At 48.0% G+C, this 23,822-nt stretch carries 25 protein-coding genes; 8 read left to right on the top strand and 17 right to left on the bottom strand.

All coding sequences use genetic code 11. The annotated features are described in order from the left end of the window. The first annotated feature begins 81 nt into the window (after positions 1-81). Positions 82-1,323, top strand: coding sequence for an NAD(P)/FAD-dependent oxidoreductase (locus TY10_RS26805; protein WP_042170808.1), 1,242 nt, complete (start codon positions 82-84; stop codon positions 1,321-1,323). Between the two features lie 65 nt (positions 1,324-1,388). Here TY10_RS26805 and TY10_RS26810 read toward each other — a convergent pair whose 3' ends face one another. Then, positions 1,389-1,919 (bottom strand): general stress protein, encoded by a 531-nt coding sequence (locus tag TY10_RS26810; RefSeq protein ID WP_042170810.1) that lies wholly within the window; start codon positions 1,917-1,919, stop codon positions 1,389-1,391. 133 nt (positions 1,920-2,052) lie between these two features. Here TY10_RS26810 and TY10_RS26815 point away from each other — a divergent pair, with 133 nt between their 5' ends. Then, complete coding sequence (locus tag TY10_RS26815) at positions 2,053-3,279, top strand: magnesium transporter CorA family protein (protein ID WP_052350793.1); 1,227 nt, start codon at positions 2,053-2,055, stop codon at positions 3,277-3,279. A gap of 413 nt (positions 3,280-3,692) precedes the next feature. Here the strand turns inward: TY10_RS26815 and TY10_RS26820 are convergent, their stop codons facing one another. Further along, on the bottom strand, positions 3,693-4,664 hold the full coding sequence (locus TY10_RS26820) for a Gfo/Idh/MocA family protein (RefSeq protein ID WP_042170875.1): 972 nt from the start codon (positions 4,662-4,664) through the stop codon (positions 3,693-3,695). Between the two features lie 185 nt (positions 4,665-4,849). Between TY10_RS26820 and TY10_RS26825 the strand changes: the two genes are divergently transcribed. After that, a complete protein-coding gene (locus TY10_RS26825; protein WP_081735511.1) occupies positions 4,850-5,680 on the top strand; it encodes a lipase family protein in 831 nt (276 codons plus the stop codon). Positions 5,681-5,758: 78 nt separating this feature from the next. Here the strand turns inward: TY10_RS26825 and trhA are convergent, their stop codons facing one another. The 8 genes from trhA to efeO form a co-directional block, all read right to left on the bottom strand. Then, a complete protein-coding gene (trhA, locus tag TY10_RS26830) occupies positions 5,759-6,406 on the bottom strand; it encodes a PAQR family membrane homeostasis protein TrhA (protein WP_042170812.1) in 648 nt (215 codons plus the stop codon). A gap of 59 nt (positions 6,407-6,465) precedes the next feature. Beyond that, on the bottom strand, positions 6,466-7,167 hold the full coding sequence (locus TY10_RS26835; protein ID WP_042170813.1) for a hypothetical protein: 702 nt from the start codon (positions 7,165-7,167) through the stop codon (positions 6,466-6,468). Between the two features lie 70 nt (positions 7,168-7,237). After that, on the bottom strand, positions 7,238-8,689 hold the full coding sequence (locus TY10_RS26840) for a glycoside hydrolase family 26 protein (protein WP_052350794.1): 1,452 nt from the start codon (positions 8,687-8,689) through the stop codon (positions 7,238-7,240). A 151-nt stretch (positions 8,690-8,840) separates the two neighbouring features. Further along, positions 8,841-9,050 (bottom strand): hypothetical protein, encoded by a 210-nt coding sequence (locus tag TY10_RS26845; protein WP_042170815.1) that lies wholly within the window; start codon positions 9,048-9,050, stop codon positions 8,841-8,843. A gap of 88 nt (positions 9,051-9,138) precedes the next feature. Further along, positions 9,139-9,459: a LapA family protein gene (locus TY10_RS26850; RefSeq protein ID WP_042170818.1), complete on the bottom strand. Its 321-nt coding sequence runs from the start codon at positions 9,457-9,459 to the stop codon at positions 9,139-9,141. Positions 9,460-9,564: 105 nt separating this feature from the next. Then, the gene (locus tag TY10_RS26855; RefSeq protein WP_042170820.1) at positions 9,565-11,424 is read right to left on the bottom strand and encodes an FTR1 family iron permease; all 1,860 of its coding nucleotides are present in this window, start codon (positions 11,422-11,424) and stop codon (positions 9,565-9,567) included. 39 nt (positions 11,425-11,463) lie between these two features. Then, positions 11,464-12,798, bottom strand: coding sequence for an iron uptake transporter deferrochelatase/peroxidase subunit (gene efeB, locus TY10_RS26860; RefSeq protein ID WP_042170822.1), 1,335 nt, complete (start codon positions 12,796-12,798; stop codon positions 11,464-11,466). 3 nt (positions 12,799-12,801) lie between these two features. Beyond that, positions 12,802-13,668 carry an iron uptake system protein EfeO gene (gene efeO, locus TY10_RS26865; RefSeq protein ID WP_042170823.1) on the bottom strand — a complete coding sequence of 289 codons (867 nt, stop codon included), beginning with the start codon at positions 13,666-13,668 and terminating at the stop codon, positions 12,802-12,804. A 178-nt stretch (positions 13,669-13,846) separates the two neighbouring features. Here efeO and TY10_RS26870 point away from each other — a divergent pair, with 178 nt between their 5' ends. Further along, positions 13,847-14,722, top strand: coding sequence for an SDR family oxidoreductase (locus TY10_RS26870; protein WP_042170825.1), 876 nt, complete (start codon positions 13,847-13,849; stop codon positions 14,720-14,722). 135 nt (positions 14,723-14,857) lie between these two features. Here TY10_RS26870 and TY10_RS26875 read toward each other — a convergent pair whose 3' ends face one another. Further along, on the bottom strand, positions 14,858-15,463 hold the full coding sequence (locus TY10_RS26875) for a C40 family peptidase (protein ID WP_042170827.1): 606 nt from the start codon (positions 15,461-15,463) through the stop codon (positions 14,858-14,860). A 284-nt stretch (positions 15,464-15,747) separates the two neighbouring features. On the opposite strand from TY10_RS26875, the gene TY10_RS26880 reads away from it, so the two are divergent. The 3 genes from TY10_RS26880 to TY10_RS26890 all read left to right on the top strand — a co-directional run bounded on the left by TY10_RS26880 (position 15,748) and on the right by TY10_RS26890 (position 17,795). After that, the gene (locus TY10_RS26880; RefSeq protein ID WP_042170829.1) at positions 15,748-16,503 is read left to right on the top strand and encodes a class I SAM-dependent methyltransferase; all 756 of its coding nucleotides are present in this window, start codon (positions 15,748-15,750) and stop codon (positions 16,501-16,503) included. A 12-nt stretch (positions 16,504-16,515) separates the two neighbouring features. Next, entirely contained in the window at positions 16,516-17,445 is a 930-nt protein-coding gene (locus TY10_RS26885) for a hypothetical protein (RefSeq protein ID WP_042170830.1), read from the top strand. Positions 17,446-17,546: 101 nt separating this feature from the next. After that, positions 17,547-17,795 (top strand): NHLP leader peptide family RiPP precursor, encoded by a 249-nt coding sequence (locus tag TY10_RS26890; RefSeq protein ID WP_042170832.1) that lies wholly within the window; start codon positions 17,547-17,549, stop codon positions 17,793-17,795. A gap of 29 nt (positions 17,796-17,824) precedes the next feature. Here TY10_RS26890 and TY10_RS26895 read toward each other — a convergent pair whose 3' ends face one another. The 3 genes from TY10_RS26895 to TY10_RS26900 form a co-directional block, all read right to left on the bottom strand. After that, on the bottom strand, positions 17,825-19,192 hold the full coding sequence (locus tag TY10_RS26895) for a sensor histidine kinase (RefSeq protein WP_052350795.1): 1,368 nt from the start codon (positions 19,190-19,192) through the stop codon (positions 17,825-17,827). Further along, the gene (locus TY10_RS30090; protein ID WP_052350796.1) at positions 19,185-19,724 is read right to left on the bottom strand and encodes a hypothetical protein; all 540 of its coding nucleotides are present in this window, start codon (positions 19,722-19,724) and stop codon (positions 19,185-19,187) included. The genes TY10_RS26895 and TY10_RS30090 overlap by 8 nt, the downstream gene beginning before the upstream one ends. A 192-nt stretch (positions 19,725-19,916) precedes the next feature. Then, positions 19,917-20,654, bottom strand: coding sequence for a metallophosphoesterase (locus TY10_RS26900; protein WP_042170835.1), 738 nt, complete (start codon positions 20,652-20,654; stop codon positions 19,917-19,919). Between the two features lie 155 nt (positions 20,655-20,809). On the opposite strand from TY10_RS26900, the gene TY10_RS26905 reads away from it, so the two are divergent. After that, entirely contained in the window at positions 20,810-21,286 is a 477-nt protein-coding gene (locus tag TY10_RS26905) for a DL-endopeptidase inhibitor IseA family protein (RefSeq protein WP_042170838.1), read from the top strand. A 317-nt stretch (positions 21,287-21,603) separates the two neighbouring features. Here TY10_RS26905 and TY10_RS26915 read toward each other — a convergent pair whose 3' ends face one another. From TY10_RS26915 to TY10_RS26925, 3 genes are all read right to left on the bottom strand, one after another. After that, the gene (locus TY10_RS26915; RefSeq protein ID WP_238328063.1) at positions 21,604-21,876 is read right to left on the bottom strand and encodes a YqkE family protein; all 273 of its coding nucleotides are present in this window, start codon (positions 21,874-21,876) and stop codon (positions 21,604-21,606) included. Positions 21,877-21,916: 40 nt separating this feature from the next. Beyond that, positions 21,917-22,312 carry a hypothetical protein gene (locus tag TY10_RS26920; protein WP_052350797.1) on the bottom strand — a complete coding sequence of 132 codons (396 nt, stop codon included), beginning with the start codon at positions 22,310-22,312 and terminating at the stop codon, positions 21,917-21,919. Positions 22,313-22,339: 27 nt separating this feature from the next. Then, positions 22,340-23,822, bottom strand: a 1,483-nt coding sequence (locus tag TY10_RS26925; RefSeq protein WP_042170845.1) for a glycosyl hydrolase, incomplete at its 5' end; no start/stop codon positions are given.

The following is a 23,822-nucleotide window of genomic DNA, read 5'->3' on the forward strand; positions in this document are numbered from 1 at the left end:
TATGCTGTATCCGCTCTGGTACGACTGGACATAGTAAATTTATCGCTTGTCCCCTATTCGTTCGAGAAGGAGCGTTCTTCCATGAAAGAATTGCATACCGGAGAGTTATTTTGGCCAACGACTTTACAATCTGTTCAAACCTATGAACCGCTTAGTTCGCCGTTGCAAGTCGATGTTGCCATCGTTGGCGGCGGAATGTCAGGCATTGTATGCGGTCTGTCACTGGCAGAGGCAGGAATATCTGCAGCCGTGCTGGAACGCGGTACAGTCGCCGGGGGCAGCAGCTCCGCCAATACCGGCTTGCTCCAATTTTCCAATGACGTTATGCTTTGCGACCTTATCGATCAAATCGGCGAAGGGCCGGCTGTACAATTTTATAAAGCATGTGAAGATGCGGTTAAACGGTTTGGGGAAATTTGCGGGCAGCTGCCTAGAGACATCGGGTTCCGCAGTCGCAGCAGTCTCTACTATGCCAGCTCTGAGCAGGATCTTCCTAAGCTGAAGCGGGAGTTCGAGACTTTGAAGCGGCATGGCTTCGATGTCGAGTTTTGGGGACCGGATGAGATTTCATCCCGCTTCCCGTTCCGTCGTCCAGGCGCAATCATTACCCGTGGCGATGCCGAAATCAATCCATTTCGCTTCATCCAGACGGCAGCTGAGCACGCCGTCAACGCTGGTCTCCATATTTTTGAGCACACAGGCATTACGGATCAACGCCGCTCCACAAATTCCGGCGGGTATGTTCTAACAACTGACGGAGGACATGAAGTCACCGCAAAGCATGTTCTATTCGCTGTTGGCTACGAGCCGGAAGAGCTGAGAGGCCGATTGGTGAAAGCGGAGCTGAACCGTTCATTTGCCGCCATCACTCGGGTACAATCCCTTGAATTGCTCGATCAATTGTGGCCGGATCGGCTTATGATCTGGGAGACGGCTAGACCCTATCTTTACTTGCGTACTACCGTCGATGACCGAATCGTAATCGGTGGCTTGGACGAGCAAACGGAGCATCCAATCGAGGGCGAGAAGGCGCGGCATAAACGCATCCGGCAGATTCAAGATAAGCTGCAGGCACTGTTTCCACAGCTCGACTCCTCATTCGAATATGAATGGAGCGCTACCTTCGGCGAATCCTGCGATAATCTGCCGTTCATCGGCGAAGATCCAAACCTGCCAGGAATTTATTACAGTCTAGGCTATGGTGGGAATGGCTCGGTATATAGCATCATCGCTTCGCAAATTATACGGGACAGCATTCTGGGCAAAAACCATCCGATAGCCCCGATCGTAGCCTTGAATAGACCATCATTGTTGAAAATTTAACGTTCAGCCGCATCGCATAAAAAGCCATTGCACCCGCAATGGCTTCTATGTGTACGATCGCTCCGTTAGGAGCCGGGTATGATCCGGTGTGCTTCATATTGGCGAAACACCGATTCGGCCACACCCAGCCGGGACAAATCCGGGCCGCCATCTTTATCGAGCAGCGACTTGCTCTCGTCCGTCTCGACGATAACGATGATTTGCCCATTCTCCAAAGCGTTACGGCAAAACTCGGATTCCTTCGTATCGAGGCCGCTTGCCATCAAGGCTTGAGTCACGCCGGCGTCGTCTCCCAAAAAGGCAGCTCCAAATATGCCTTTCCAGCCAGCCGTGCCGCTAACACCGCTGCCTGCTAATATGCCGGGAGCCGCAAAGGTCATTCCTGCACGATCATAAGGAGATGTATTTTCTCTCGTCTCTGCAAGCTCTCTGATCTCGTCCACATGCATGTCGCTCTCCGCTTCGATTCTGCGTGAATGCGTAGCATCCTTAGCGTAAATTTTCAGCTCTCCCGTCTCAAACCCGGCATGCTGCAAAGCGGCAATCGTATCAATCACCTGCCGCTGTGTATCGAATGCGGCAATCTTTTTGGCCATTCTAATTCCTCCTGACTGATTACACCTTTGCTTATTCCCAATTAGCTATTCCCAATCTCTAGTTAGATCACTCAAATGATGTGTAATTCAAGATAGGCATTCATGCAGGTTGTGCATCAAAGCGGTTCGAGTTATGATGGAAGGAAGTGTATTGGAAATCGGACAAGCAGGGGGCAAATCGATGATTCATCGGGTGCTTCAATATCCCGCAAAGTGGGAGTGGCATGTGCTGCAGCAGGAACGGCTGCAGGCGGTATCGGCAGACGGGCTGCCTAGCCGTAAATTTAAGAAAAACAATCCGCCGCCAGCAGGCGGACAATCCGATATAAGGTTATCCCGTGAGATGGAAGATCAGGAATCAAAGCTGGCGCAGATTAAAGCCGCTCTTCCTGAATGCACGGCCTGGCTGGATGAATGCAAGGATAGAAGAACCAATCAGGTCATCGTCTCTGAATCGCTTGAATGCGGCCCCTTTATTTACGGTACCGTCATGTTCCAAGCTTCGGAGCAGCATAGCGACACGATCCCGTTTCATTTCTGGCTATCGCAGAACAAGCTGGTAACGCTTCATGATGATCTGCGTCTCATGATTCGGCTTCAGAGGGATACTGTTGTTGCGCGGCTGGAGGGCTGTTCTTCGGCTCCTGAAGCTCTATTCGTCATGGTAAGTGTCGTGCTGGCCCCTTTCCACGGCGGTCTGGACGAATTCGAATACCGGCTTGGCCAACTGGAGAGCACGATGCGCAGCTCCAACCGTACGGGCTTGATGGACGTCATTTTTGAGCGCCGCTATGATTTGCTGCATTGGAGCCATTTATTTCTCCCCATCCGAGAGCTTCACGGCGCGGCCAAAGAAGCTTTCATGGAGCTCTTGGTCGAAAATGACAACTTCCAGCGAGTAACGCACCGGCTGGACCGGATTGAAAACTTACTGAAACATTATGCGTTCGAGATTGATACGCTGATTTCTATGGATGGCTCAATCTCCAGCTTCCGCGGCAATGACATTATGAAGACGTTGACCATCTTTACCGTACTGTTCACACCCGCATCGGTTCTGGCAGCGATTTGGGGCACGAACTTTAACCGGCTGCCATTTGATGAGCATAAATGGGGTTTCGCCCTGCTTTGCGGTATCGTATTCGCAGTCACCGTTCTCATCTATATCTGGCTATGGCGCAAAGGCTGGACCGGAGATTTACTGACCGGCCGGAAGCCAAATGACAAGCATATTATGGGACAAGCGGAGAGTATGAAAATCAGCGAAATCTTCGGCATCAAGCAGCCGCAAGAAAGCAGCGCGGATCACACGTCACCATCGACGCTGCCGAAGCGGGGAAGCCGCTCCTCCTCGAAATAATAAAAGAGCTGAACCTTTGGATAGTGACATTCATCCTTGTGGGTTCAGCTCTTTTTTTTCTGTAAAGTGGGGGCTCTAGACAAGCTAACTCGCCTCAAATATGAAACAAAATGCAAAAGTACATTTCGATGAGCGCCAAAAGGTTCAAAAAGGTCTTCAAAATGTAAAAGTACATTTGAAAACCTTCAAATTCAGCCAATTGGGGCAATTTAGGCGAATCAGCCTGCACTTTTGCATTTTGATGCAATAAATACGCGAAAAAGCGGCTGACAACATGTATTTTTACATTTTGAATTTTTCATACCCTACCTGAAGTGTGACATACGCGCACTGGGAATTACCGATGATACGAGAGAGCTAGAAGCAGATTACAAAAACAAGAGCTGAACCCTTGGTTCAGCTCTTGTTAAGCTTTATAATTTAACCGGCAAGCCCGTCTCCGCCGACTGATTAGCCGCGATCGTCACTCGATGCGTCAGCCATGCATCGGCATAAGACGAACGAATACGACTCGTATCGCCGGTTCGAACGGCGTGTATAAATGCTTCATTTTCCGCTTGATAAGGATCGTTGCGGTTCAAGTATTCCGTTTTCGTGTTCGCACGCAAGTCCTTCAAAGCGCCGTCGCTTCCCAGTTCCAGCACGCCTTGATCCGTATATATATGCAGACCGGCACGGTCTCCGCCTTGAATACCGCAAGTATTGCTAATCGTAGCTACTGCTCCGCTAGCAAGCTTCAGCGTAACGGTTCCCACATCAGGAACGGTTACCCCTTCCTCTTTGCTTGCCATAATTCGGTTGCCGTAAGCCGCGTAGACTTCTGTCACCTCGCCCAGCAGATAACGGAGCGCATCGACGATATGCGTCGTCTGCTCGACGAATTGGCCGCCAGAGCCTTCCATCTTCCGCCACCAGTATACGCCCGGCATCGAGCCCATCCAGTAACCGAGTGCCATTAAAGCTGTTCTTTCTTGGAGCAGCTCTCTTGCCCGCTCCGTTCCTTCCATATAGCGGAAATGGTAGCCTGTCGACGTAATAAGGCCGCTGCGCTCAACAGCTTCAGCTATCTTGGCTGGTGTCTCCCCATCCAGTCCGATCGGCTTCTCCACCAAGAATGGAATTCCTCTCTCGACCAGTGCCAATTCCGCCTCGCCGTGCGCGAATGGAGGCACGCAAATATATACCGCATCCAGCTTGCGGTCATCCAACATATCCGTTATGGAATCATACCCTCTGGCATCGTTAAAAGGCTGTGCTGCCGCCTCTGCTTTCTCCTTGCTCGTCCCGCAGAAAGCGGATACATAAATATCGTCCATTTTTGACAACTTCTCTGCATGCATGCGGCCAAACCAGCCTGTCCCAACCATCCCAACTCGAAGAGTCATTTGTGCGATCTCCTTCCAGATTATAAAAAATGACATTCGCTGTTCAACGTCATTATAACCGCAACCCTTCCGCTCCGCATCATTTAATTGAAGCGGCCGCCTGCCAGAGAGAGCAATTGGTACCAAGTTGCCCACCTCTTCATACAATACAACATCAGCTTGCGCAGGAGAGCGGAGGGTTCATAATGGCTACTCGAACGAAAACCCAGCAGCCCACACGGCAGCGGCAGCAACCGCAAAATCTGGATATGCGGACCGCTTTGTTTCTAGCCGCCATTTGCGGACAAACATACGTACAATTCGATAATAGCGACGGCCTGTTCATCGTTCCTCGAAACTACAGCCTGGTAGGTTCCTTTGCCGGAGAGGTGTATGATTATGCTGAAGAAAAGTTTGGCTATGTGCTCCAATCCGACAGATCCTCGGTACTGGCCTTCCGGGGTTCAGGCTCCGCCGTTGATTGGGTAGCCGACTTCATCGCCCAGCAAACGCCCTATACACCCGTTAAAAATTGCGGTCAAGTGCATAAAGGCTTCACCGATATCTATACCGCCATCCGTCCGCAAATGCTCGCTTTAATCAAGCAGCTGCCGCCCGACAAGCCCCTGTTCATAACGGGTCACAGCTTAGGCGGTTCGCTTTCAACACTGGCTGCGCTTGATATTGCAAATAATACAGCAATTAAAGCTCCAATTGTATATACCTTCGGAGCGCCACGCGTAGGCGACATGAAATTTGTGCGCGCATACAACGCAGGAGTCGCGACCCATTGGCGTTTTCAGAATGAATATGACATTGTGCCTCATCTGCCTCCGCTCGTCTATCAGTCACCCGATACGAAAAAAACGTATTATTACATGCACGTCAAGGGAGAGGTTAAGCGCTCATTCCGCATAGGATCGGTTTCTGGCAATCATATTCTCAGCAGCTATTTCGCCGATCTGGTTCAGGAAGATCCGTTATTTGCTGCTTCCTTATGCGGCGAAACGCCGGGCTGGTGCCCGATTGCAGATTGAAGAAAACGTATAAAAAAATCCCCGCTATTTCGCGCTGCCCCTCATGAGCAACAACGAAAGCGAGGATTATAAAATGGTTCACCCATTCGGCAATATATAGAGCAAAATCGCAAAGAAATGAACGATCGAGCCTCCAAGCACAAACAAGTGCCACACTGCATGATGGTAAGGAAAACCGCGCCACATATAAAAAATCGTTCCGAACGTATAGAGCAAGCCTCCGGTTATGAGGAGCTGCAGCCCTCCCGGTGCCAAATGATCCGTTAACGGTTTCCATGCAAACACGATCAGCCAGCCCATCGCAATGTATACGATTGTAGAGGTAAACAGAAATTTCGAAGCGAAAAAGGATTTAAACACAACACCGACTATTGCACAGCCCCAGACGATTCCGAACAGCACCCAACCTAAAGTGCCTTGAACAATATGCAGCAGAATCGGAGTATAGGTGCCGGCTATAAACACATAAATGCAAGAGTGATCGAGCGATTGGAATACCCGCTTTGCTTTCCCCTCCGGAAAGCTGTGAACCAGTGTCGACGCAGCATAGAGCAGAAGCATCGCGCTTCCGTAAATCGTAAAGCTTACAACGTGAAAGGCTGTGCCTTTCCAGGCGGCAAAGACGATGAGCAGCACCAAGGCGGCTACGCTTAATGCGGCGCCGATGCCATGTGTAACGGCATTTGCTATCTCTTCCCGCTTTGTGTAGGTATGGGTATTGGCCATACGTTTAACAACCCCTTCGTTCCCGAATCCAGCAAAGCTGCTGTCTTCAGTGTAACGAATCAGCTCCAGCCTTTCAACCAGACACGCACCCGATCGATCGTTTTATCAAGGTTGCATACTGCATCCTGATCGATAAAGGGCTGCTGATGGCGGAAATAATGGGCGTGCCCGCCGATTAGCGGTATTCCTTCCACATTAACAGGCGCATGCTTCATCCGGTTCCAGCGGGGAACCGCTCCGCCTCGTTCCGCTTGCCAGCCTCCCCAGCTGCCGATCCTGCTGATCGGGTCATTCAATTTGCCCTCTGCATCGATTGAATGAAAGTAACTGACACGATCCTTCAAATCCGGCTGTATAGCGATCCGCGGCGAGCCGACTTGAACAATTCTTACATTCCGGGCCAAGCGCTGGTTATGCAGCATTCTGCCCGCTTGATAAGCGGCAATACCCCCTCCGCTATGTCCGATCAGAAGCGTAGGCTCATCCTCATCCCGCAGCGTTTCTATAATTTTACGAAATGCCGCCTTCGCCCCGACACGTCCGATCCCGATCCGGTTGCTGAGATCGCTTCCCACTTCAACGATTTGCCGGTACAAATTGCGGCTTGCGTCTCCGTACGGATGCAAAATATGAATAAACGGCTCCAATCCGTCAGAGCGGAACAGCCGGTCCAGCTTATCTCTGCATTCATTAAATGCCGTCTGAGTTGTGGCAACCCCGGCAAGCAAATAGATGCTGATGGAAGATTTGGTCGCCGTCATCGTAATCCCTCCGTCATGTATCATTATGTGAAAGTTGATGTATGTACATTATGCGAGGGTAAGAGCGTATTCATTCCCGTATGTTGATGTTAGTTCCGTTCACTTTTACCTTATAGCCCAGCGATTTGGCGGTGGAGAGCAAGGGAAGCGCGTTCAGCTTCCTGTTAATTGGAACGGTGCCGTCCATTTTATAGCCGCTCCATATTTTATGGCGCATGACATCAACCTGTGCCGTTTTTAACGTATCCGAACTGGATATCCAACGGGTCAATACTGCCTGTTCGCCACCCGCTCCTAAAGGATAAAACTGAACGTTCAGCAGCTTTGTAAACAGCGTTTCATCAGCATAAAGCACACCATCTTTGCGGAAAATAAATCCGCAGTACGAGAACGTTTCGCTGATCGTTCTATCTTTATCCTTCGGACTTGAATGAATGCTGCTCAAATAATGATCATTAGCGATCACGCTTCTATAAGCCTCCAGCAGTTCATCGTCCGCCGTTATCGCATAATTATTTACCCGGCGGGATTCATTATATTCCGTCAAATTGTTTACATCGAAGTAATAAACCGCCTTTACGCGAGGATACAGTTCGGGCAGCGATTCGTACAGCCGTCTTATTTTGCCCGCAGCAAAATCGAGATCTATTACGCCGTCTACAGTCGTGAAATGGGTAGCCCCATACTCCGACAGCTGTATTGGCTTTCTCCGGCTGAACAGGTTATATACATAATCAAGCAGCATAAGCGGATCCTCAAAATGCGCTTCCTGCTTGTTATTTCCGTTGTGATACTTTACATTATACACGTTCAAACCGACCCAATCGACATAGGCATCACCGGGATAAAAGCTTTCGATCGGCAGTTCGGGCACATTCAATACTGTCCATACCATCGCCACTTGAGGCGCTTCTGCCTCCAATACATCATGAACCATCCGCCAGACTCCAATATAGCGTTCCGCGTTGCCGCTGTAAGCGGTCCAGGTACCATTCATTTCCGAGGCGAATCTTAGGAAAATAGCAACATCAGCGTCATTGGCTGATTTAGCGAAGGCATGCAAATATTCGTCGTCCTTGACTGTATCCAATCCACTGTTCGGTTCCCAAGCGATATGAGGAAATGCTCCCTCATTCTTCACCTGCTCCACCCACTCCGCGGGAAAAGGCTCGCCATAGCCGACATACTTGAAGTAGCTCGCATGCTTCTTGCCTGTTCTGCGATTAAATTCACCCATGCTATAGCCAATTTCACGATCTTGCAATACATAAGCGCCCAAGTAGGCTCCAGTCTCCGGCTCAGCCTTCGCCAACGTATAATTGTAGCCTTTGGAGGTGAAACGAACCGTCCAAGGCTGGCCCTCTGCTGCCTCTTCGCCCGCTTCCTGCATGGTCATGGCCGGATTAGCCCATTCCTTGTATTTAACCGAGTCAACACCTTGTTGGACAAACAGAAGGACAGAAACCATTCCAAGAGCCATAAGCTTCTGCCACTTTTGTGAAAAGCGCACTATGACCGCCATCCTTCCACCTCATTCGTCATCTGGTAATCAGCATGAGGCATTTAATGGCGGAATATACCTTAGAAGGTATGCAGAGGCGCTGAATTAAATAAGACCTCCAATCCGATATAACGGATTTGAAGGTCTTCGATTTCGATACTGACACACAGGGCTACACGCCCATTTTTTTACGCTGATTGTTTACTTTTTTCGTGTTCTGACTTCTCATTTCTTGCATATTGGTCGATTGGTGCTGCTTGCCAGGCTGGTTTCCTTGGCCTAGCTTCTTTTGCGCCAGCAGCTGTTTGGCTTTCTCAGCCTGCGTGAGCTGCTTTTTCGGTTGCTCAACAGCTTCATTTTGATTTTGTTCGTTAGCGGACATACGATCACCTCGCTTTTATTCACAAGCCTTACTACTTCCTAACCAAGCATATCAAGCCTTTAAGAAAACGGCAAGGTCGAATCGTGCATTATTCAGCAGATCCTGTTGCCTGCTCCGGTACAGGATGAGCGGAAGCACCAGAAATTCCATCCTCCGATGGCGGAGCCAGCTCGGCAAGACGCTTCTCAAGCGAACGGACAGTGCGCTGAAGACGGAATTGGCGGATTATGCCGAATGAACCGACGATTAGCCCTCCGAATAGAGTAGAGGCCAATATAACGAGAATAAGCGGAATTTGCGTTTTCGTAAACATGAAATTAACTTGTACCGCGTCAACGTTAATGACCGCAAACCAGGCGATGATAAAAGCAAACGCCAGGGCAGCAATCAGAAAGTTCTGACCTTTCATCGAATTCCCCTACTTTCTATGCCATGCTTTATGTATCATTTTACCACATTCGGGCAAAAAAAAGGATGCTTGGCTGATCGCTGCCAAACATCCTTTTGAAGCAAACTATTCCGTTGCCGGTTTTTGTACACCCGCTGTCTTTCCAAGCTGCACCCATAAGACTCTGCCGATAATAATGATAATGAAGATAAGCTGCGGCAATGCCGTCTCCCAAGTCGGGTATGCGCCCAGAAAACGAATGCTTGGCAAATACTCTGAGGAATGGGCAGGCAGCCAGGCCGCAACCTGAAGCGAATGAATGCTCTCGCCAAGAAAGCGGATGACCAGATAATAAATTAACGCCGAGGCGGTCAAGAAAAAAGGCCGGATCGGCAGCTTCGCGCTAAAACGTATAATCGCAAAACCAAGCGCCAGCAGCACAATAAAGGTGACGGCAATACCGATAATCATATCCGATACCGCTATGGATGAGGACATGCCCACATAGAAGATTGTGGTCTCCGCCCCTTCCCGTAAAATAGCGAGGCCCGATACGATGAACAGCGACCATAAGCTGCCTCGCGCAATAGCGCTGCCCATTTTCCCGTCAATATAGCTGTTCCACGCCCGCATATTCGACTTGTTATGCAGCCAGTTGCCAACCGTCAGCATGAGCAGGACGGAAGCCAAACCGGTAATGCCCTCCATCGCTTCCCTTGCGCTTCCGGCAGATGCCTCGGCAATTACCCTAGTCAATACAATAGCCAACACGACGCTGAGTCCTAGTCCCGTCCATACGCCTGACCAGACCCAGATCCGCTTTGCTTCATTGCCCGTGCGTTTCAAATAAGCAAGCAATGCAGCCAAAACGAGAATAGCCTCCAGCCCTTCCCGGAATAAAATCATACCGGCATCCCATGCCGTATATTTTGTGTCAGAAACTAACGGCGCCAGCAGCTCGCGCATCGATGCAACGACCGCTTCCGCTTTGTCCGGAGCGGGAGGGCTGGCAAGCAAGTACTTCGATACGTCCGTCATCTTAATCTCAATTTTGCTGTAAATGTCGGCTCCCCGCACTTGAACTTGCCCCTCAACCGCCGGCCATGTAGAAATGAATGCGTTCATCTGACCGTTTGCTTCCTCCAAATGAGAGGATGCTATATCTTTGGACGCTTTGTCGAGTATGACAATCAAATCGGAAACCGTCAGCTTGCTTTTGGCTGATTCATCATTCTGCACATTCAGCTTGCCGTTCTTATAATCCTGAACAATGGCAATGAACGACGCAGTCTCTTTCTCTGCCTGCTCTGCACGCGGGGGCTCTGCCTGCAGCGCTATTCGGATCATGCTCATCGCAGTCTCCAGCTTGCCGTACACTGTCGTATTATCGGTCCGAATCGCTTGCTCGATCGGCGGCCAGCTATCATTAATAAGCTTATACGCGGCATTCGCCTTGCCCCAATCGCCCGCTTGAATATGGGCGAGCAGCTGCTCAGCAGTCGGCAGCAGGCCTGCTGCCGCTTCCTTGCCGTTCAAAGCCGCCGTATCCGAGACAGGGGCTGCCGTGCTTTTCACATAGCTATTAATCGCTTTAGTCAGCGCCGACAAAGCTGCCTTCGCTTCCTTCGGCTGCTCAGAAGCTGCCTTCAACGCCTTGTCTGCATGTGCAAATGCAGACTCTACGTCGGCCGACAGACCCGTTGACTTCACGGCCAGCTGTTTCCACAGCTTATTCGCATCCGCCACATGTCCTGCAGCAGCGCTCCAGTCATTCTGACCGGCGGAAGCTAGTGCTCCTCCCACTAGCGGCAGAAGATCATTAAGATCTCCTGAAGCCGAATCGGCGCCAGATGCGGCGTAAGCAACTCCCTCATGAGTGAAACCAGCTGAAAATGCCGGAAATAAACTAATCGTTAATACAAGCAGCAGCAGCAGATTGAAAGCTGCCAGCTTACGCGGCAATAGCCGCTTTATATGTGCAACCATAGATGTGGCCGCCCCTTCCTTATGAGAACAATAGAGCGATTAAAACAACGTTTCACCAATATAGCCGCCCGGCTGCACGCCAGGAAAACAAGCGAACATCGCGCTTCCAGTATGAACGATATATTCGTTCAGACGATCGCTTTGGCCCAGCTTCTGCTGCATCGGTATGAACTGCTTGCGCGGATCGCGATTAAAGCAGACGAACATCAAGCCGGCATCCAATTGCCCGGTCCGATGATCCATGCCGCTGGAGTACGAATAGCCTCTGCGTAAAATTTCAATGGAACCGTCCCCTCGGGCAAGTGCCACATGAGAGTCGACCGGGATAACCGGTTTTCCGTCCCCGCCGGTTTTCTGCAAATCAACGGCCTCAAATTCCTTGCTGCCTCCAAGCGGAGCTCCGCTCTCACGATGTCGTCCGAAAGTCGCTTCCTGATCGCCCAGCGTCGAACGGTCCCATACTTCGACCCGAATGCGGATTCGCCGCGCAACCATATAGGTCCCGCCTGCCATCCACGGTGTCCCGTCAGCCTGCTGCGCCCATACGATATGGTTCATTTTCGCCGCATCTTTCACATCCGGGTTGCCTGTTCCGTCCTTGAATCCCATTAAATTGCGCGGAGTAGCGCCAGCAGGGTCGGCTTTCCCCGTCCGCTGAAAGCCCTCTTGCGTCCACCTCAGCACCGCTTTGCCGCGGGCAATTCTTGCTAAGCTGCGGATCGCATGAAACGCAACCTGCATATCATCGGCATTCACTTGAACCCCGATATCGCCGCCGCTCCATTGCTCTTGGAGCTCATCGCCTCCAAAAGCAGGCATATCAACCAAAGCGGATGGCCGCTTAGCGGATAATCCGAAGCGCTCATCGAAGAAGGAAGCTCCAACACCAAATGTAATCGTCGTCCGCGATGGCGACAAGCCCGCTGCTTCCCCTGTGTCAGAAGGCGGGAGATTAAGATGATCGTTGCTCTCACCGAGCAATTGCCCTTTCGCCAGCGCATCTGACGCTTTCGTCCACGCTTGAAACAGCTTACGAACATCCTCTTTGCTGGAAACGGTCAGATCAAACGCCGCAAACACTAGAAAATCCGGAGCTGGCGTAACGATGCCCGCCTGATGCTCGCCATAAAATTGGATCGTATCCGCTTCTTTGGCTGCTTCAGCAGATTTCACTGTCGCCGCTGCGGTCCGGTTAAAGACGCCCATAATGCCGCCAACGCCAGCGGCGCCAAGCAATAGCCCGGCGCCCCCAGTTCCCGCAAGCCGCAGCATATCTCTGCGGCTAAGCGGTTTCTCCAGCACGCTGTCTCCAGACGGTGAAGAGGTTTGATTCAATTCTTGTTGTTTGTTCCGCTCTTTACCGTTGGAGTTCATCGCTTATGCCCCCAGAATGGTGCCCATCTGCGACAACGGCTCGGCAAGCGCGTCCAGCAGCTGGCTCAGCTTTTTCGTATCTTCCTGCTTCAAATCCAGATAGGAGACATATCCATCCCCGCTCTTGTAGGATGCCAGCGCCTCTTCAAGATTTTTGAAGCTGGTTCCGATTTCCGCTTCCAGCTCGGCGTTTTGCTTGCTCAGCTCGGTCTGGAGCAATTCATATATTTTTTTCGCTCCCTCAACATTCGCTGCGAAGTCATACAGATCGGTATGGGAGTAGCGTTCTTCCTCACCCGTAACCTTCGAAGAGGAAACCTCGTTCAACAGCTCCACGGCTCCCGTAACGAGCAGGCTTGGCTCAACCTCTACCGTCTCCATCAGCGCACGAAGCAGCTTAGCGTCCTGGAGAAGCGTGTCGGCATATCCGTCCATGCCTTCTGTCGTTTTGTTCTCCCATAACGCTTTCTCAATGCGGTGGAATCCGCGCCAGTCCTTCTCTTCCACATCGTTCTCACGCGCATCGATGTTCGGATCGAAGTCGCCCAGCGCTTCAGCAATCGGCTCGATTCGCTCGAAATACATCCGTGCAGGCGCATAGAGCTTTTTCGCACCTTCCAAATCCCCGGATTTGACTGCTTTCACAAATTTCTCTGTTTCAATAACGAAGGAATCTGCTTGTTCCACTGCGAATTGCCGGTATTGTTCCGTAATTTCATCCCAATTCTCTACTTTTGGCGCATTTTGGCCGCTTTCTTCAACCACAGCCGGCTGTTCGTTTTTCGCCGTTTCGGAAGCTTCCTTATTCGAACCACAACCCGCAAATACTAACGCACTGGCAAGCAGCATTGCTATAAATTTGAACTTCATCCCGATATCCCCTTAGCCTGTATAAAAAGTTTATTTTAGAACTAAAACGAAGTATAATCCCGAATGATAATCATTGTCAATTGAAATTTTACTCATAAATAGACGCTGGAAAATAGGCCAGGTATGAACCCTCTTCATCAATACCACAATAGAATAAAAACGAAGGAGGCTTCCATACATGCAAGAATCATCTGCTCCCCCTCAAGTACCGCAATTCCCTCCCCAGCATCAATCACAGCAGCCGGGTATCGAATCGCCAATGAAGCCGCTGCCCGTCTACAAATCCGATAGCTATAAGGCCGCCGGTAAGCTGGCCGGCAAAGCAGCGATTATTACCGGCGGTGACAGCGGTATTGGCCGTGCCGTGGCCATCGCCTTCGCACTGGAAGGCTGTGATGTTGCCATTCCTTACTATAATGAACATGCGGATGCCCAGTTGGTGAAGAAAGAGATAGAAGCAGCAGGCAAACGCTGCCTGCTGCTTCCTGGAGATGTCGGTGATGAAGCTTTTTGCCGCATTGTCGTTGAACGGACGGTGCTGGAGTTCGGCAAGCTCGACATTGTTGTAAACAATGCAGGCGAACAGCATGTTCAACAGCGGCTGGAGGATATTACTGAGAAACAATTGGAAGCGACATTCCGCACCAATGTGTTCGCGATGTTCTTTCTGACCAAGGCCGCGCTCCCCCACTTGAATCAAGGCGCTTCCATCATTAATACCGCTTCCGTTACGGCTTATCGCGGCAATCCCACGCTAATCGACTACTCTGCTACCAAGGGAGCAATCGTCTCCTTTACCCGCTCGCTTTCTGCCAATCTGGCGGAGCAAGGCATTCGAGTCAACGGCGTAGCTCCCGGACCGATCTGGACGCCGTTCATTCCATCGTCCTTCGACGAGCAATCGGTAACAACCTTCGGCGCAGATACGCCGATGAAGCGGGCAGGTCAGCCTCATGAGCTGGCTGGCGCCTACGTTTTTCTCGCTTCGGATGACTCCAGCTACGTGACGGGACAAGTGATGCACATCAATGGTGGCGAGATCGTTAATGGCTGATAGAACGTACTGAGTGCCCTTTACTCAGGCGAAACGAACAAGAGACGCCCCTCTGTCATCTCGGCATGACGAATGGCGTCTCTTGTTTTCGTATATACATGCAAATGTGCATTTTGATCATGATGATTATTTCATTTATCCGGTCAAGGCGGTTCTGGCACCTTCTACAGCAGCCATAGAACGGCCCAAGCCTGTAACACCGCCTCCAATGCCGCTATCCATATAGGAGCGCAGAGTGCCCTGATAGACCAGTTCCAACACAGGCGTATTCTCCAAATCACCTGGCGTAACCATAAGCGGCGATTTATTGCACAGCTGCACACCGCTCTCTGCAAAGACGGATGCGACAAACTGGGAGCAGAAGTAAGCGTATTCTCGCTTCATCTGAATATTAAACAGCAGGCCGACTACACCCAGCAGATTATAACGGTATTGATCACGATTACGTTCCATGTATTCAATTAAATTGCGCATCCTCACATACTCTGACTGATTAATGCGAATCCGATACAACGCGCACGAAGCTTGCTCAAACAACTGCCCCCGCATGTTTTCCTTCACAAAGCCGCCAAAAAACGGATTATGCGGATTTTTACGGCCGAAGCTGTATACTTCGTTCAATTGACTGTCAAAAGCGATGGAAGCGTGATTAAGAGGATCTCTCGTAAAGAGCTTGATCGTTCTCGTAAACAACGTTCCTGTATCGGTTAATAAAACGTATACATCGAATTCGCTTATCATGCCTTACTACCTCCACATTAAAGAACTATCTTTCCTTCTATTACTTTAATGCAGGAGCATCGGTTTCATAACCTGCTCGGGTATTAACAATGTCCACGACTAAGGTCTAGTTTTTATCCAAACAGCCCATACCCCATATTTTAATGGAATCTGTCTGCATTCTCAACCAAAACTTAGTAAAGTTGTATATTTAGAATAATTTTCTCCCTATCCTATTCTATTTAACAGGCAGAATCATTGTGCTATAGTTGGACTAGAAAATTATAACAGAAAAGGTGTGAGCCATGACTGTTCTCCCTATCGACCTATTCGATGAAATGCTTCAATTGACGACGACACTTTTTTTCGAACAAGAAAATGAGCTTTTTTTCCGCTTTCTTGAAAAAGAGTCCAGCACTCTGATCGATGTAGGCTGCGGAAACGGCGATTACTTGTCTCGGCTGCATGATGCTTATCCCGATCTATCATTGACCGGACTGGAATACGAAGCCGGTATTTTCAAAAAAGCTGTCCATAAACAAACGGATCGTCTGAATTTTTATCTATCGAGCTATGAGTCTGCTTCAATAGAGCCAAGCAGTGCCGGAGCTATCGTTGCCCGTCTTGTCATGCAGCATATCAGCGATCGAATTCAATTCGCCGAATGGGCCTACAAGTGTATGGTTCCCGGAGGACGCCTCTTGTTGTTGGACGTGGACGACAACGCTTTACAGTTAAACGACCGCTTACCGCTGTTCTCACAATTATATGTACAATCCCGCCAATCCATTCAATTAAAGAGCTGGCTTTCCTTCGCCGATCAGCTGAAGCTGGAAATGACCCATACCGGCTTTACCCATTCGCGGACGGAACGCTACCGCTTAAAAGCTGAGGACCGGGAAACGAAGAGAAAGCTTTACCGCTATATGATATGTGTGACAGAGCTATATACGAAAGAAGCAATATCAAAGGAGCGGGAAGAGGAATTAACGGCATGGCTTCATGACGACTCCTGTTGGCATGAGATCCATATGTTCGGCCTTGAATTCCAGAAACGTTAGAGGGGGAGCAGAATGAATTATTTCACGCCATTCGAAAGCGAAATGCGAATTGTTTTTGATGATGTTAAGCAGCGGATTTCTTTATTCCCCAAGCCGTTTGATGCAATCGGTCTCAACTACTTGCAAAAGTTTGACGTCTTTCAAACGGACAGCGCCAAAAACTATATTTGCTATCTTCTTCCCTACTGGATGAGAGACATCGCTCCCATTAGTGACGAGCAAGCGAGAAAGCTGTCAGTCGCGGGTGTGTTCAACATGCTTTATTATTTTATATTGGACGATGCCATGGATTCCGTGCAGAAGGACAATAAACAAAAACTTTCCATCGCTCAATTATTTCAATTGGAAACTCATGGGCTTTTGTTGGCGTTTTTCCCGGCTGAATCGCCTTTCTGGGAACATATGAGGCAATATGTTAATGAATGGGCTGTAAGCGTGGCAGCAGAAAACATCGAGGACTATTTTCAAAACGATAGACTTAAGGTAGCTAATAAAGCAGCTCCCGTCAAATTTGCCAGTACTGGGGCTCTTCTTTTGAGCGGGAAACCTGAATTAATTAGCGAAGTTGATACGTTGATTTCATACACGCTGGTTACACTTCAAATGGCAGATGATTGGGCAGACTGGAAAGAAGACTTGGAAGAGGGCAGCTACAATTGTTTGATATCATTAGCCGCCTCTACTTATTTAATAGGCTGGTCCGGGACAATTACGGAGAAACAAATGCAAAATGCAATCTACATTAACGACTTGCTCAAAGCCTACTCCGCTCAAGCAAAACTCAACTATTCCTTTTTAGAAACTTCATCTGTGCAATGGAATTACCTTTCCATATTTCATTCTTCAATCTGCTCCAATCTTGAATCAGGGGCCAAGCGTGTCGAAAAGAATCGATCATTGCTGTTATCCGGCGGGGGTTTACAATTATTTCTATCCAAATAGTCATATAGAACGATTTTTTGTCGAATAATTGATAGATTTAGCCCCTAAGTCATGGTAAACTAGGAATAGAAAAACATTACATAGGACAAAGGGTGATTATCATGTCGGCAGAACAAATCTTGAAGGAACAAATTATTAAAAAGGCTTGGGAAGATGAGGCCTTCAAAACGCGCCTTCTTAGCGACCCAAAAGGTGCACTCAAGGAAGCTTTCGATGTTGATATCCCTGAAGGACTTGAGCTTACTGTAGTTGAAGAATCTGCCAAGCACCACTACCTCATAATTCCACAGCATCCGGCTGAAGCTTCTGCTAAATCTTCAGATTCATCTACTCAAGTAGAAATGTGGTAGTACACTTGGCGCCGAGCCCTTGCCCGGCGCTATTCTTTTAAGATAGGAAAATTAATATTTACTTCTGTTCCTTTCCCCTTCACACTGCTATAACGAATTTCCCCTTGCATGCTCTCAATAATACGGAACGAAACCATTAAACCAAGACCAGTACCTTTTGTTTTTTTAGAGAAATACGGTTCTCCCAGCTTCTCCAGTTCATTTGCTGACATTCCCTCGCCATTATCACGGACTTGTATATGAACCTTATCCTCAATAATTTGAGCGAATACATCGATTTTGCCTTCGCCATTCAAAGCTTCAATGCTATTCTTAATGATATTGATCATACATTGTTTAAATTTTGAGGAATTACCTCGAACAAGCATCTTTCGTTCGACCTTTAAATTAACTTCTCCGCCTTGCAGATTGGCGAGTGGAATAAGAATTCCAACTATTTTTTCCAATTCTTCACCGATATCCAGAGCTCCATTATTGTCAGTCTGCGGTTTGGCAAAGGTCAGAAAGTCCGTAATGATGGCTGAAGCCCTGTCCAACTCGTTAATAGAAAGATCTAAATAGCTTTTTTCTTTTTCTTGTGACGACCTCTCAAACAACAATTGCAGAAAGCCTCTGGTTACCTGTAAAGGATTACGAACCTCATGAGCAACCGAAGCTGCCAATTGACTAATAATCTCCATCTTCTCCGAGCGCTGCAATTCGTTATTGTACATTTCAAGCTTTTTCGAATAAGCAACGACTTGCTCATAGTTATGTGCTATTCGTTTCCCGAGAATAACAATTAAGGAAATGACAAAGCATACCACTCCCCATTTCCATAAATACAATTCGTAATGGGTCTCCTTAATATAGAACCATAGTATTTCCATACTAACGGTCACAAGGAATATGCCTAAACCTGCACATAATATATAAGCTTCTTTGTTTTTTTTCAGACAATAATAAACTAGGGCCCAGACAAGCACAACTCCGCTTGCAATCATAACAATGCCAAACAGGAATACCGAAAATAAAAAATAAATACTATTATATTTGTCGTGGGTAAGCAAATTAAAAGTCATAAAAGAAAGACAAAAGACCGCGTAGAAAACAGTAATTCGGAAAGAAATTTTAATTAAGGAATAAGGCCCGACTCCGAAAATCTGTCTTACGAATAAAATCATTGAAGGTAATGTAACCGTCTGCGCGACATCAAATAACTTATAATACAGCTTTCCATAATTACCGTAGAAGCTGTACAAAAAAGGCGAATAAGTCACGATCATTGTGCCTACTGCAAGGATTGTAACGCTAAGCGCGTTCCATCCTACAAAGAAGTTTCGGCTGACAAAGCCTGTACATAAAAACATAATAATTGAAACAAAGATGAAGGATGAACCAAGAATGACATCAATCATTTCCCGCTGCATGAAATTTTTTGAATAACACTTGATAGTCATCAAATATAAAAGCGTCAGGAATGCCAATACGTCCATTTTTACTTTCTAATTTAATTAAGACCGTATTATTGGAATTTGACGGATCAAGCGGAAGCAAAATTTTATTAACGTCATAGCGGTAATTTCTTATCGAGTGATAGATATCACGATCATTTAAATAAACATGCACGCTTTCTGCATATGCCTTCGTAATTAACAATCCAGGACTATCCTCTAAACCATTAGGTATTTCTAATTTAACCCATGCGGCATTTACCCCATTAGGCTTAATCGGGTCGGATACTCCTTGATATATAGGAAACCAACTATCATCTATTGCATCTGTGGATTGTATCGTATTGGTACCGTTTGTCTCCCATCTCATTTGCCACTCATTAACTATAATGGCGCTGCTCTTCCCGGTTGCAAATGACGGGGGAACGAAAAGGCCAAGCTGAAAAAGTATAAATAGCAGCATGACCACCGCTATTCGTTTAACGAACGCATTCATTCAAGACACCCCAGAGCTCGAACAGTAATTTTTTAGTTCTTAATACTCAAGATTTCGACAATCTTCGATGGTCTTCCTTCTAACAATTACCTTTTTTTAATATTTAATCGATTTTTATCGTAAAAGGCCGATTTCGCTGTAAAAAAGGCATGCATGAGTATTCGCTATGCACGCCTTTTTCTGTTTAATAAGCTATTTTATTCTACCGAGAGCCGGCACCTTAAACGTCCGCAGAAGATCCGGTCCGACAATCTCCAGAGCATTCAATTGAAACCCCGCCGAACAGCCTCCGTCAATTCCGATTTTCCCTTTACCGAACCAAACATCCGGTTTGCCATGCAAGTCTACCGTCTTTGTATGTCCAAACACGACTACTTTGGATAAGAAACGGTCAGCAGAGTGAAAAGGTTCTTTGATGTACAAAAAGTCACGCTTCGGCTGCTGCTTCCAATTTAAAGCAAAACGCGGGTTCACTCCGGCATGCACGTATATATACCAGTCATCCTCGTAATAATAGGGCAGTTGCTCCAGAAATTCAATATGGTGGGCATAAATTCCGTTAGCAGATTCTCTGAATTCCGTGAACAGGTTCTCTGGGGTAATGCCTTTAAGCGCTGGCCTCCCTACATAGCTTGTGAACGTCTCAAAACCGCCATGTTTGAAAAACTTTCCTTCCGCTTCGCCGTTGCCGCCCCGAGCAACATGAACAAACCTCTCATCATGGTTTCCTCTTATAGCGATAGCACCATGGTCACGGACTAGACCCAGCACCTGCTCGACAACAAGGCTGCTGTCCGGGCCTTTATCGACAAAGTCGCCTAGAAGCAGCAGAAGGTCATCTGCCGGATCGTAAACCGCCTGTTCCAGCAATCGGTTAAAAGCGTCATAGCAGCCGTGGATATCGCTTATTACCAGCGTTCTCTTGGTCATGTTCACCCGCCACATCCTTCCTGTATTAATAGGTTCCACGACCACCGTTTTATTTCCTTTATCGATTTTTCGGCTTCCCGCGCATATGTCCCTCACCAATTCTATCAAATTGACATAGAATGCTAGAAAAACAACACCCGAGAGGAGAATGTGATATGGCTGTCAAATATGAAACGCCATTGCCGCGCTTGCGAACGTTGATTAATAATGCCGAGCTATCCTGGTTCAAGGTATACGACTCGTCTGCCGACCGCAAAGTAATTCGGGTAAACGGCGACGAATATGCCCAACTGCCACAGCGCTTCAGTACACGAAGCAAAGTTCTTGCCTATTTCAAACAATATTGGAGCTGTCCAATCAGCAAAACGCTATTTTGCAACTTGAAATCCATCGTATATAAAGGAAGACTTTACGTTATCGTAGGGGATCCCGGTCCAGTACCGTTCCAGGTTGTATCCTTGCTCGTTAAAAATGAGACAAGCAGCTATCTTACCGTTAGAGCCTCCTTATCTGGCGATGCTGACGGCAATCAAATTGTTTACTACCGCATCCAGAAGAGGAAAAATGGAAAACTGATCATTACGAAACGACTATCCGCATACCCGGATTACCGTTACATGGCCTGCCGCTAATGTATTCTCATCCTCGCCCCTTTCTTCCGAAGCAAATTCATCCTATACTATAAAAGAATGCGAAAAGGAAAGGGGCTATGATCGCAATGGCGGATAGCAAAGCAAAAAAGATGAGAAAGAAATTAGAGCGTCAAGGCATGCTTAATCCCGAAATATTGCGAGGGAGCTGGCATAACGTCAACCCGGCGACACGAACTACACCCGGACTGCAGGCCAAGCAAAAAAACGTATACAACAAACACAAAAGGAATCACGCTTCATACGGCGACGATTCCTTTTGTGTTTATAATGCCCTAGTCTAACTCGTCTGAAAGGCTTTATTTGTATTTGCTATTATCGACCTTGTGATGGTCAAGCAGATAGTTCATATCGTTTTCATTACGCTTTTGCTCTTGCTTACGAGCTTCCTCGGCTTTTGCCAAGGCATCCTGCTTCTGCTTCTCCTCCGAAGCCTTTAGCTCCTCAGCTTGCAGCTTCAGCTTCTGAAGAATGTCGGCACTAAGCATATCCTTCAACGTAGGCGCCTTCTCTTCGCGTGAAGATGCGTTAGACTGCGGCGCTGTTTTTCTTTTTTTGGACAATTTTATCACCCCAACTTCAATCAGTGCCCATTATTATAACATACTTAACTTACTTCTCTTCCTTTTCTTCAGGCTCGTATTGCATCAAGACGACGGGCTTATCGTTTTTAGCTTTCTCTACAATGACATTGTCATCCGATAAAAACTTAATTTCTTTTAGATTATGCTCGATTTCCTCTTGCAGGCCTTTGATTGTATTCATGAAAGGCTCCAGCTCATCGCTGGAAAGCTCCGCTGCAGCATCCTGCTGCTTGGCTTCAAAAACCTGCTTTCCGATTTCACGGTACTGCCTTTCGATTTCATTCAGCTTGGAGTTGTTTTGCATCTTCAGCTTGTTAATTTCCATTACCGTCTTTGCTTTGTTGCCAGCCTCCACAACGCCCGCTTTTACCTTGTCGCCTGCCTCAGCGACGCTAGCCTTTACTTTATCGAAAAAACTGCTCATTTTATATACCTCCCTGTTAAGCAGCCGCTAACCGGCCGTCTTGAAATCGACCAGCTTTCTGGACGCGACTCTGCTTTTCGAATCAACCACGATAATTTCGAGCTTATGACTGCCGGTTTTCAACTTCGTGGGATCTATAGTAAAAGCATATGGATATTGCTGCTTGCTCATAACCTCAATCCCATCCACCTTGGCTACCACCTTACTAATATAGGGATCATAGGTTTTCACCCACACTATGCCGGTTGCCGTATTGCTGATTGTACCCTGATTTGCGAATTTCGTCACGCTTTTCTCATAGCCTTTGGCTTGCTGTTTAGTATCCACAACCTTAGACAAGTAATAGGGATCCTTAATTAATCGGCTATAAGCGGCTAACAGCGGAGTGCTTTCCGTCAGGCTGAAATTGTTCAAGCTGCGATCCGCGCTATGCGAATCCGTCAGCGTATTGAGGCTGAACCAGTTAATCGACTTCAACCGCGGATACTTCAGCTTAGCGCCATGATAAAGCATATTCATTTTCGTAATCGCAAAATTAACCGTCGATGTGTTGCCCGCTTTGCTGAAATGCGTCGCTCCGTACTCACTGACCATTATCGGCTTGCGTCCCGCATACGTCTGATACACGAAATCAAGTGAGTCGAGCGGATTGACCTGATCGGCCGGCGTTTTCACATTGCCATTGAAATACTTTACGCTGTAAATGCTTAAGCCAACCCAATCGACATAATCATCACCGGGATAATAAGCGGTAATTTTTTGTTTCGGATTGGCTGCAGGCGACCATACCATCGCTACATTTGGCGCCGCTTCCTTCATTACTTTGGATACGAGCCGGAATTTCTCGATATAGAGCGACGGGTTGCCGTTCCATTTCACCCAGCTGCCGTTCATTTCCGAAGCGAATCGCAAAAATATCGGAACGCCCGCCTCTTCCGCATCTTTAGCGAATTTTCTTAGGTAAGCGTCATCCTTAACCTCGCTCAGACCTTTATCCGGCTGCAGCGCCAATTGAATGGCTCCTCCAGCCTTCTTTACTTGCTCCGCCCAATGATAAGGAAACGGACTGCCATACTTATGATAATTGAAGTAGACCGCGTGCTGCTTGCCCGTCTTCTCGTTAAAAGCTTTAAACTTCCCGTCCCGCAGCTTCTCAACGCCGCTGTCTTTGTCAATATATGCCCCAATATACATTCCGCTTGGCGGTTCGAATTTGGCAAGCTTGCCGGATGATGCTGGCGGAGCCTGTTTGTTTTGTTCCAGGAAGAACTCGATTTCCGTATTCAGCCCATCGGCTAATGCCAGTACAGCATAATAGGTGTTCAAGTCACCGGACTTCTCACCCAGTCTCTTATGAATTTTTGCTTCCCGATAGTAGGTATCGGCTGCTTTCTGAAACTGATTGTCTAACTGGTACGCCTCAGCCAGCTTCCTCAAGTAACCCGCCTGCTCGGATTGGGCAACTGCCAGCTCCAGCTCCTTGATCGCCAGCTTCGTCTTGCCTTGTTTC

Origin of the sequence: Paenibacillus gorillae (genome assembly GCF_000513275.1) — a bacterium.
Lineage (GTDB): Bacteria > Bacillota > Bacilli > Paenibacillales > Paenibacillaceae > Pristimantibacillus > Pristimantibacillus gorillae.